12 protein-coding genes are annotated in these 10,571 nt (G+C 64.3%); 1 reads left to right on the forward strand and 11 read right to left on the reverse strand.

Features of this window, described 5'->3' with window-relative positions:
- From VNN55_04505 to VNN55_04550, 10 genes are all read right to left on the reverse strand, one after another.
- Nucleotides 1–921 (reverse strand): NAD(P)-binding domain-containing protein (locus VNN55_04505; GenBank protein HWO56810.1); only part of this gene is annotated, 921 nt, incomplete at its 3' end.
- A 336-nt stretch (nt 922–1,257) separates the two neighbouring features.
- The gene (locus VNN55_04510) at nt 1,258–2,310 is read right to left on the reverse strand and encodes a sigma-54 dependent transcriptional regulator (GenBank protein HWO56811.1); all 1,053 of its coding nucleotides are present in this window, start codon (nt 2,308–2,310) and stop codon (nt 1,258–1,260) included.
- Between the two features lie 139 nt (nt 2,311–2,449).
- Nucleotides 2,450–3,790 carry a cation:proton antiporter gene (locus tag VNN55_04515; protein ID HWO56812.1) on the reverse strand — a complete coding sequence of 447 codons (1,341 nt, stop codon included), beginning with the start codon at nt 3,788–3,790 and terminating at the stop codon, nt 2,450–2,452.
- Between the two features lie 17 nt (nt 3,791–3,807).
- A complete protein-coding gene (locus VNN55_04520) occupies nt 3,808–4,209 on the reverse strand; it encodes a FlgD immunoglobulin-like domain containing protein (protein HWO56813.1) in 402 nt (133 codons plus the stop codon).
- Nucleotides 4,210–4,228: 19 nt separating this feature from the next.
- The gene (locus VNN55_04525; GenBank protein ID HWO56814.1) at nt 4,229–5,620 is read right to left on the reverse strand and encodes a sigma-54 dependent transcriptional regulator; all 1,392 of its coding nucleotides are present in this window, start codon (nt 5,618–5,620) and stop codon (nt 4,229–4,231) included.
- A complete protein-coding gene (locus tag VNN55_04530) occupies nt 5,620–6,471 on the reverse strand; it encodes an ATP-binding protein (protein ID HWO56815.1) in 852 nt (283 codons plus the stop codon). The genes VNN55_04525 and VNN55_04530 overlap by 1 nt, the downstream gene beginning before the upstream one ends.
- 79 nt (nt 6,472–6,550) lie before the next feature.
- On the reverse strand, nt 6,551–7,021 hold the full coding sequence (locus tag VNN55_04535; protein ID HWO56816.1) for a response regulator: 471 nt from the start codon (nt 7,019–7,021) through the stop codon (nt 6,551–6,553).
- Nucleotides 7,018–7,428: a response regulator gene (locus tag VNN55_04540; protein HWO56817.1), complete on the reverse strand. Its 411-nt coding sequence runs from the start codon at nt 7,426–7,428 to the stop codon at nt 7,018–7,020. Before VNN55_04540 ends, VNN55_04535 begins: the two co-directional genes overlap by 4 nt.
- 22 nt (nt 7,429–7,450) lie before the next feature.
- Nucleotides 7,451–7,816, reverse strand: coding sequence for an STAS domain-containing protein (locus tag VNN55_04545; protein HWO56818.1), 366 nt, complete (start codon nt 7,814–7,816; stop codon nt 7,451–7,453).
- 228 nt (nt 7,817–8,044) lie between these two features.
- Nucleotides 8,045–9,121 carry an AI-2E family transporter gene (locus tag VNN55_04550; protein HWO56819.1) on the reverse strand — a complete coding sequence of 359 codons (1,077 nt, stop codon included), beginning with the start codon at nt 9,119–9,121 and terminating at the stop codon, nt 8,045–8,047.
- A 111-nt stretch (nt 9,122–9,232) separates the two neighbouring features.
- Here VNN55_04550 and VNN55_04555 point away from each other — a divergent pair, with 111 nt between their 5' ends.
- A complete protein-coding gene (locus VNN55_04555) occupies nt 9,233–9,775 on the forward strand; it encodes a methylated-DNA--[protein]-cysteine S-methyltransferase (GenBank protein HWO56820.1) in 543 nt (180 codons plus the stop codon).
- A 15-nt stretch (nt 9,776–9,790) separates the two neighbouring features.
- Here VNN55_04555 and VNN55_04560 read toward each other — a convergent pair.
- Nucleotides 9,791–10,571, reverse strand: a 781-nt coding sequence (locus tag VNN55_04560) for a methylenetetrahydrofolate reductase (protein HWO56821.1), incomplete at its 5' end; no start/stop codon positions are given.

Raw genomic sequence — 10,571 nt, forward strand, 5'->3', positions numbered from 1 at the left:
GGCCTGCGTGCGGAAGTGGCCGATGTCGCGCACGGTGACCTGCTTCATGTCGGCGACCGCCGCATCGACATCGCGCGGGACCGCCAGATCGATCATCAAAAGGCCGCCGGTGGCCGGCACGATGCTGGCCATGCTGCGCGGCGTGAAGATCGGCTCAGTGGACCCGGTGGAGGTGAAGATCACATCCACCACGCCCGCCTCGGCGAGGAAGGCCGCCAGGGACTTCGCCCGCCCGCCGAATTGCGCGGCCAGTTCGACCGCCTTGGACTCGGTGCGATTGACAAACAGCAGGTCGGTGAACCCGCGCTCGCACAGATGTCCGGCCAGTTTCACGCACATCGGTCCGACACCCACCAGCGCGATCGCCGGATGGGTCCTCCCCTGCAGGTGCTGGTCGATGGATTCCAGCAGCAGATTGACCATCGAGACCGAGGATTCGCCCAGCGGGGTCTCGCGACGGACCTTCTTGGCGACACGGAAGGCATCGGAGAAGATGTTGGCTATGCGCGGGCCGGCCAGCCCCATTTCCTGGGCCTGCGCCAGCGCCGTTTTCACCTGCCCCAAGATCTGGGCCTCACCCACCACCATCGAGTCCAGCGAGGCGGTGACGCGGTAGAGATGACGCAGGGCGCGGAAACCCACTTGCGACGAGATGTCCGACGGCTCAAAGTGAATGTGTTTGTCGTGCAAAAAGAAGTCGAGCAGGCGGTTGCGGAATTCGAGGCCGGCGGGCCGGTCGGCGGTCACATAATAGAACTCCGAGCGATTGCAGGTGTACACCGGCACCAACTCGGCGAAATTGCAGAAGGTCTTCAGGTCCTGCAGTCGGCGAGCGCGGTCCGCATCCGGAACCACCAGCGCTTCCAGCAGCAGCAGGTTGCCGCCCTTGACACCGACTCCGATCACACCGAACGACATCATAAGCTTGTCCCGTCCTGTTGGCGCCGTCCCGTGATCCCCCGGCGCTGTATTACTGATACGGCAAACCACCCTGCAAGCAAGACCTTTTTGATCTCGCAAGCGCGCGCCGGTCGACTTTTGACACCCGGTGACTTACCTCGGACCCGCCGGCCCGCGCCCATTGCCAATATACATTCAATCAAGTATTTCGTGGACCGCCGGCGCCGGGTTTTTGCCATCGGCAGGTGCCGAATTGTCAAAGAGTCGCCCGGCGGGATGGCACCCTCGCCATCCGGACAATCGTCAATCCTTCGCCCGGCGGACTATGGGCCCGATCCCACACCCGACCGCGGCCGCTCAAGCGGCCTGCGGATCGACTTCAACCTCGATGGGGGAATCATCCCCCTTGTCCAGGCACGTGCTGTCGTGGTGTGCCTTGACCCCATACTCGTGCAGCTTGTTGCGCAGAGTGCGCGTTGAGATCCCCAGACGGTGGGCGGTGCGTGTCTGGTTGTGTCCCTCCGCATCCAGCGTCACAAGGATCAACTCGCGCACCACTTCCTCGATGGTGCGCCCTGAACGCACCGTCGGTGTCGGATACGGCGCTTCGCCGTGGACCAGTTCGGGCGGCAGGTCCTCGACGGTGACCACGTCGTCGTCGCTGACGATGACGGCGCGCGCAATCACGTTTTCCAGTTCGCGAACGTTGCCCGGCCAGCCGTAGCGCTGCAGCAGACGCATGGCCTCCGGGCAGATCGACACGGGCGTGCGACCCGTCTCGCGGCAGGCCTCCTCAATGAAGTGCCGCGCCAGACTGGGAATGTCTTCCATCCGCTCCCGCAACGGCGGCAGGTGGATGGGCACGACGTTTAAGCGGTAAAACAGGTCCTTGCGGAATCGCCCCGATCCGATCTCTCGCGGCAGGTCGCGGTTCGTGGTGGCGATCACGTGCACATCGACCGGCGACGGCAGAAGCGAACCGACCCGCTGGACCTCGCGCTCCTGCAACACCCGCAGAAGTTTGGCCTGCAACGACGCCGGCATCTCCGAGATCTCATCGAGCAGCAGCGTGCCGCCGTGCGCCAGTTCGAAGAGGCCGGGCTTCTGACGGATCGCGCCGGTAAACGCCCCCTTCTCGTGGCCAAACAGCTCGCTTTCGAAGAGATGCTCGGGCAGCGCCGCGCAATTGATGGCGCGAAACGGCCCGGTGCGGCGGTTGCCGCGAAAGTGGATCATCCGCGCCACCAGCTCTTTGCCGGTGCCCGATTCCCCGGTGATCAAGACCGTGGCGCGTGTGCTGGCAACGGCATCGATCGTGCCCAGCACGCGATGAATGAAAGGCCATGTCGCAAGGAGGTGGTCGAAAGACAAAGGTGCGGCGGCGGTGGCGGGCACAGTGCGTGAATACATCTCAGTCCATTCTTGCTCCCCGGTGGACCTTTCCGCCCGTGCGCGGCTTATAGGATATACTCAATCCGGATTGCGTTTGGCAGCCCTCGCCCAAAGGATTTGACAAGTTCAGCAACTTTGTGCGGGATTGGCGATGCGGCTAGGAGCGGGACCCTGCCGCTCCGCGATGAAACTTTCGGAAGGACCAAGTCAGAACCGGCGGCGTCACCAGCGTGGTGAGAATGACCATAATCACCACTGCCGAATAGACTTCGGGCAACACGATCTTATGCCCTTGGTAGACGAGCGTGGCGCCAATGCCCGCGAAAATCAATCCCACTTCGCCGCGCGGTACCATTCCCAGCCCGACAATCCAACGGTTGGAGCGCACGCCCGGACGATGGACCACCCCGAATGAACTGATCTGCTTGCCGATGATTGCCGCCAATGTCAGGATCAAGGCGAATCCGAGCACGCTCGCCCTGCCGAAGGTGGCCAAATCGACATCCATGCCCATCTTCACGAAAAAGATCGGGACCAGGAAGAACACCAGCGGCTCCATCACCTCTTCCAGCGAGTGACGGCCGAGATTGGGCTGCTCCCGGTAATGCACTTCATCGAGCACCAATCCGGCGGCAAAAGCGCCGACAATCGGCGCCAGCCCGACCTTGGCGGCGACAAACGCGGTGACAAAGCAGGCCGCCAGCGACGTGATGAGCAGCATGCCATGCACCCGCAGGTAGTTGGCCACGCGGAACAGCGGCTTGTAGGCCATCCGTCCGATGACGATCGCCCCGGTCAGGAACAGCACCGCCTTCGCGATCAGCCAGAGGATTGCCGCCGAGGACATCGACTGTCCGGCATCCGCCGCCTGGATGATCCCGGAGACCACCGCGAGGATGAGGAGACCAAGCACGTCGTCGATCACCGCCGCGCCGAGAATGATGCGCGACTCGTCGGTGTCGATTTTGTTGATGTCCTTGAGCACCCGCGCGGTGATTCCCACCGACGTCGCCGTCAGGATCGCCCCGAGGAAGGCGTGCATGTACTCCGACTCCTCGGGATAGAACCAGATTCCGACACCCCAGCCCAGCAGGAAGGGTCCGACCACGCCGAGAGTCGCAACCAGGAACGAGGACAGCCCGACCCGCATCATCTGACCCAGGTCCGACTCCAGCCCCACTTCGAAGAGGAGGATGATCACGCCGATCTCGGCGAGCACATGGATGGTGGCCAGATGCGACAGCGGCTCAAACCAGTCCAGCCCAACCAGCGCTAGGTTGCCGATCATCACGCCAAACAGCAATTCCCCCAGCACCGCCGGCTGCGCGGCCCGTTGCGCCAGCGCGCCGCCCAATTTGGCTCCGACCATAATGACCGCCAGCGCGATCAGCACCGCGGGGATGCTGTCCCCGGGGCCATCGGCCGTCGCCCCCCACGCGACAGGGGCGGCCATGAGGACCAGAGCGATTGCCGATACGGCCGGAATGCGGAAGCGCATATACCCACGCCGCTTTCTTACGATGGCTGCTCGTCGCCGAATTGACTCAGCGGCCGGCAGATGAACCAGAACTTGGCGGCGTAGTCATCGCCGAAGTAAAGTTCGAACAGGTATTTCCCGTCAAAAACGATGGCCCCGTTGTCCAAAGTGCCATCAAACGGCACCGTGTACTGCCCCGGTTCCTGCGGCCCGATCGAAATGACCGTGATCAACTCGCCGCTGAGGCCATAGATGCGCGCCTCGACCGTGGTCGTGGCGTAGACGGTGTAGCGGATGAAGGGCCCCATCCAGATCGGACGGCGTCCGTTGACCAGATACTGCAGGTCCGCCTTCGGCGTCAACGTCGGCGACTGCGCGGCGCAGGGCGCGCTCACAGCCAGCAGCGCCGCGGTCAGCAGAATGCGGAAGCGTTGTCTCATGGCATCACCCGCCGAACGATCACCGCGTCCGGGGCTCGACGGCCTCCTGGCTGTTGCCGCCGGGCGTCTTCAGTCCGTACTCATACAGCTTATTACGCAACGTGCGCGAGGAGATTCCCAGACGGTCGGCGGCGCGGGTCTGATTGTTCCCCTCGGCCTCCAGCGTCGCCAGAATCAGCCACTTTTCCATGTCGTGAATGGTGGTTCCGACCCCAACCGGGTTCGACTTCGGTTTCGGGCCGCCGGTAGCCAATTCGCGCGGGAAGTCTTCCGGTGTCAACACGTCCGAAGAGGCGGTTACCACCGCGCGCTCCAGATAGTTTTCCAGTTCGCGCACATTCCCCGGCCAGCGGTAGCTCTCCAACAGCCGCATCGCCGCGTCGCTCACCCGTTTCACCGAGCGGCCGTTTTCCTGGTTGAACCGCCGCAAAAAATGCTCGACCAGCGGCGGGATATCCCCCTGCCGTTCGCGCAGCGGCGGCAGGTCAATCACCACGACATTGAGCCGATAGAACAGGTCCTCGCGGAAGTTGCCGTTGGCGACTTCGGTCGGCAGGTGGCGATTGGTGGTGGCGATCACGCGCACATCGACCGGCAGGGCGCGATCGGACCCCAGACGCTGAATTTCGCGCTCCTGCAGCACGCGCAGCAGTTTGGCCTGCAGGGCGGTGGTCATCTCGGAGATTTCGTCGAGCAGCAGCGTGCCGCCATCGCAGAGCTCGAAGAGTCCGCGTTTCTGCCGTAAGGCCCCGGTGAAAGCCCCCTTCTCGTGCCCGAAGAGTTCGCTTTCAAACAGCGTTTCCGGCAACGCGGCGCAGTTGATGGCCTTAAACGGCCCGTTGCCGCGGCTGCCGCGGAAGTGGATGGCGCGCGCGACCAGCTCCTTGCCGGTGCCCGATTCGCCGGTGATCAGCACGGTGGCCCGCGATCCGGCCACCGCATCGATCAGGTTGAATACCTTCTGCATCGCCGCCGACGCGCCGATCAACTCGGCAGAAACCCGCCGGCTGACCACATCGCGCAGCATCCGGTTTTCCAGTTTGAGCCGGCGGAACTCGAGCGCGCGGGCGACGACGGCTTCGGTCGCCTCGGCGCCCACCGGCTTGACCAGATACTCGAACGCCCCGCCTTTCATCGCACGGACCGCGTCGCTGATCTCGGCATAACCGGTCATGATCACCACCGCGGTGTCGGGCGCCAGCGACTGCAGACGGTCCAGGAGCGAGAGCCCATCCATGCCCGGCATTTTCACATCGGAGATCACCAGGTCGTAGTCGCGCTCGCCGATCCGGCCAAGCGCCTCCTCGGCGGAGAAGACATTGTCGACGTTGTAGGCGCCCTCGCGCAGCGTGGTCACGAGGAAATCGTTGACCAGCGCGTCGTCATCGACGACGAGGATGTTGGCGGGCATTAGGCGTCTCCTTGGGGGTCGACCAGCCGCGTCGGCGCGGCGGCCCCGGGCAGGTCGATTTCGACTTCGGCGCCGCCACCGCGGCGGTTGCGGATGGCGATCCGTCCGCCGTGGGCCTCCACGATCTTGCGCGCGGTCGCCAGTCCCAACCCGGTTCCATGTTCGCGTGTCGTGACAAAGGGCGTGAACAGTCTCGGCAACAACGCCGGATCGATGCCCGGGCCGCGGTCGGCGATGCGCAGCCGCAGCCCGCCCTGCGCGTCGCCGCTGACATCGACTTCAATCTGTCCCGACGGCGACGAGACCTGCTCGGCGTTCTCCAGCACGTTCCAGACCGCCTGACGCAGACAGAGCGCATCGGCGCGTCCCTCGCCCAGCCGTTCCGGCCAGCGACGCACCAACGTCAGGCGCGCGCCGCGCTGGCGCGACTGTTCCTCGAATTGGTCGAGGGTGGCGTTGAGGAAATGCGGCCATTCGACCGGCCGGATCTGGATCGGCGTGTTGCGCACCAACTCCAGCAGACGCTGGACCAGGACATTCAGGTTCTGCGCGGCGCCCATGATCTTCTGCGACATGTCGCGCAATTCGGGGTGGCCCTCGCAGCGGCGCGCCAGCAGCTCGGCGAAGCCGGCGATCGCGCCGAGGGGATTGCGGATTTCATGGGCGATGGTCGCCACTCCCTCGCCCAGCGACGCGAGCGCGCGCAGCCGCGCAATCTCCGCCGCCAACAGGCGCTGGTGCTCTTCCAGACGCTCCAACGCGCGGCGCAATGTCTCCGGATCGTCGGCGGCAACGTCGATCACCGCCGCGCCCGGCTCGGTGGCAGTAAAGGTTTTGCGACGTTCAGCCATGGCACCCCTCCGGTCGAATATATCCCGGCGGTCACCCGGCGCAAGATCAAAAGCGGATGGCACATCAGAAGGCGGCGGATCAGGCGAGCGTGTGCAGGCGCGCGCGGTACTCGCGCAACTCCGCCTCGACCGCGGCCAGGCGGGTGCGCAGTTCCTCGATGTCGCGCGCAATCGCCCGCGTACGGATGGCGCGGTCGATCCGCTCTTTGAGTTCCTGCAGACGGAACGGCTTGACGACAAAATCGTGGGCGCCGCGCCGGATCGCTTCGATCGACGCGTCGATGGTCGGGTAACCGGTCATGATGATCACCGGCAGGCCGGGGTCGATCGTGCGCAGTTCGGCCAGGACATCGGTGCCGGTCTGGTCGGGCATCTTCAGGTCCACGAGGGCGGCGTCGAACCGCCCCTGGCGGCAGGCGGCAATCGCGCTTTCGCCGTCGCCGGCGGTCACCACCTGATAGTCGCTCTTGCCGAAGAAGTCCGCGAGCAGATCGCGGATGAACTGCTCGTCGTCGACAACGAGGATGCGCGGAGTGTAGACGTCGCTCACAGGGTGGCCTCCGGGCTGGCGGGCGGCACCGGACATCCCGCGCGGATGAGCGCGTTCTCCACCGCCTTGTTCATTTGTTTCAGATTGAACGGCTTGATGAAATAGTCGGCCGCCTGACGACGCACCGCCTCGATCGCGCTGTCCATCGACGGGTACCCGGTCATGAAGATGATCGGCACATGCTCGTCGGAGGCGCGGATGCGGCCGGCCAGTTCCAGCCCGTCCATATCCGGCATCTTCAGATCGAGAATGATCGTGTCGAAGCGGGTCTCCTCCATCTGCGCCAGCGCCCCCTGGCCCGAGTCGGCCACGGTGATCTCGTAGTCGCGGCTCTTGAAGTAGTCGTAGAGCAGATCGCGGATCAGAAGCTCGTCGTCGACAATCAGCAGTTTGGGCTTGGCGCTCATGGTCGTGGTGTCGTCCGTGCGTCTAACGGTGAAGGGCCGCCGCGCGCGGCGTGTGCTCGAACGATTCGAGCGCCGCGCTGACGCTGGGGTAGCAATCGAACACCCGCGTCAGGTTGGTCAGCGTGAAAATCTCGTCGATATAGGGCGCCAGGCAGCACAGCGCCAGCCGCCCGCCTGAGAGCCGCACATCGCGCAGGCAGGAGATCAGCGCGCCCAGTCCGGAACTGTTGATGAAATGAATCTTTTCCATGTTGAGCACCAGATTCACCCGGCGGTCGGCCAGGCGCTGACGGATCGCGTCCTTCAATGCGCTGGAACTGACTAAATCGAGACGGCCGTTGATGGCGAGGAGGTCGACCGCTTGATGAGTTTCGACGCGCAGTTCCATGGTTCGCCCCCTTTCTCCCTCACGCCAAGCTCGGCCACCATGACCCCGGACCGGCGTGACTCCCTCCGCCTCCAGACTGCCCTTCCCTAGGGTGAAGTATCGGCGAAAACGCCGGTTCCTTCACCGCGCGGCAGTCTGCCTCGCGATTGGGGGATCAAGATGAAGCGACGGATGAATGGCCGCGTTGAGGTGTCTGCGGCCCAAATGGATAGGAGAAGTGAAAAAGCGTCAGGATTCCGGAGTCTGCAGCGCCATGCGGTAGACTTCAAACAACGCGATAAACAGCGCCGCCACCACCGGGCCGAGGACCAGACCGAGGAGACCGAAGACACTCACGCCGCCGGTGATGGAGAAAAACAGCAGCAGCGGATGCATCTGCGTGCGTCCGGAGATGAGCAGCGGACGCACGAAATTGTCGATCTGCGAGACCACCAACGTGCCGAGCACCAGCAGGATGATCCCCTTGGCCACCGCGCCGCCGGCAAAGAGGATGATGGCCGCGGGGATATAGACGACGAACGCGCCCAGAAGCGGGATGAGCGCAAAGAAGGCCATCACCGCGCCCCACAAAACCGGCGACGGCAGTCCCAGCGCCAGAAACAGGAGCCCGCCCAGCGTGCCCTGAATCGCCGCCACCACCAGCCCGCCGTAGATGGTCGCCCGCACCACGTCGGTCACATGCGCCAGCATCGCGCGGCTGCGTTCGGCCGGCAGGGGGATCGAGTCGCGCACGCTGGCAAACAGCGGCGCGCCATCCTTGAACAGGTAGTACATCGTCAGGAGCATCATCAGAAACTGCAGGGCGAACTTGCCGACATTGGCCAGCGTGGCGGTGGTGTTGTCGACAATCCACTTGCTCAGCTTGCCGATGAAGTTGATGGCGACACTCTGGAAATCCCACTTGGACAGGTCGACAAAACCACCGAGTTTATCGCCCAATGTCTGGATGACCGGATCGATGCGGTGGGCCAGTTCGGCGATCGCCTCCGAGGTCCACGTGCCCGACTGAATCCACTCATAGAGGTTGCGCGCCTCGCCGACCAGGGTCACGACCAGCCAGATCGACGGCCCGAGGATGAGGATGGCAACCGCGGCGGTGGAGATGAACGCGGCCAGTCCGCGCGGACGCACCCTTGCCGCGAGCCATTGGTGCGCCGGGTTGCAGGTGACCACGAAGATCACCGCCCAGGCGATCGGCGCGAAGAACGGCACGATCAGCTTGTAGAACAGGACGAAAACAAAGACGATCAGCGCCAGGAGAGCGGCAAAGAAGATGTACTCGCGCTTGATGCTCAGATCCGGCATGCGGTCAAGTTAGCGCCCCCGGCGCGGCGGGCAAGCCCTATCCCGGGCAAGAAAATGATGGCCAACCCCCTTCCCGGCTTCGTATCACCCGCCGGACACACGGGAGGAGCAATGAGCGCCGGCCAGTCACAACCGATGATTCGCGTTTCGCATTTGCGCACATCCGATTTCGGCGAGGTCTGGTTTGCCGAAGGGCCGCGGGGCCTGTGGCGCATCAACTATGGAACCGACCGCGCCCGGTTTCTGGCCGACCTGGCCGGCGATGGGGTGGCGTTTGTCGAGGATGAGCGCGCCACCGCCGCGACACGCAAGGCCCTCGCCGAGTACTTCGCCGGCAAACGGCGCGAATTCGCCCTCACCGTCGACTGGTCGCGTGTCTCCGGCTTCACGCGCAAGGCGCTTCAGGTCTGCGCCCGGATCCCCTATGGGCAGACGTTGTCGTATGGCGAAGTGGCGGCGAAGGCCGGATCGCCGGGCGGCGCTCGGGCGGTTGGCCAGGCCATGGGGAAAAACCCGTTCCCGCCGGTTGTCCCCTGCCACCGGGTGCTCGCGGCCGGCAAGCGGCTGGGTGGATTTTCGGGGAAGTTGTCCTACAAGCGGGCGCTTCTGGAACTCGAAGGGACCGAGGCGCGCCCAAACGGGAAGCGCCGCTGAGACTACTGCCTCACGTTATGCATTAACGTGATTCGGCATCACATCATCGATAAAGGGCTTAGCGGGTCGCTCCACAAAGCCATCGATCACTTGCAGGCAGGTCTCATACCGTCCGAACGACGGCATCAGATACACACCATCGACCATGGGCCGTGCCCGTTCCAGAAGCGCGCGGCAGATGGCCACGCCCTCATCGGCGCCATGCATTTCGGCGCGCTTCATCCGATCCAGCTCCGCCGAGGGAATCTCGATACCGGGGACCTCGTTGTGGAGAAACCAGGCATGACGGAATGACATCAACGGCAGAAGCCCGAGGAAGATGGGAATGCGGAATCCCTGTATGGCTTCCATTGCCCGTTCCAGCGGCGCGATCTGGTAGAGCGGCTGCGTAAAGGCAAACTGCGCTCCGGCGTCGACCTTGGCGCGGAAGCGCTCCAGTTCGCGCGGCCAGTCAGCGGCAACCGGGTTCAGCGCGACCCCAATGGCGAAGTCGGTGGGATGGCCGATGGAGGCGCCAGCGAAATCCTCCCCGCGGTTGAGCCCGGCGAGAATGCGGGTCAGACCGATCGAATCGACATCGAAGACGCCGGTGACATTGGGGTAATCCCCCACCGCCGGCGGATCGCCGGTGATGGCCAGGACATGACGGATGCCGAGGGCATGGGCGCCGATCAGGTCGGACTGGATGCCCATCAGGTTGCGGTCGCGGCAGGTGAAGTGCAGGACCGTCTCGATGCCGGCCGCGCGTTCGACCAACGCGGCGGTGGCGATGGCGCTCATGCGCACACGGGCCATC

This window comes from bacterium (assembly GCA_035559435.1).
In the GTDB taxonomy this organism is placed as follows: Bacteria; Zixibacteria; MSB-5A5; order WJJR01; family WJJR01; genus JACQFV01.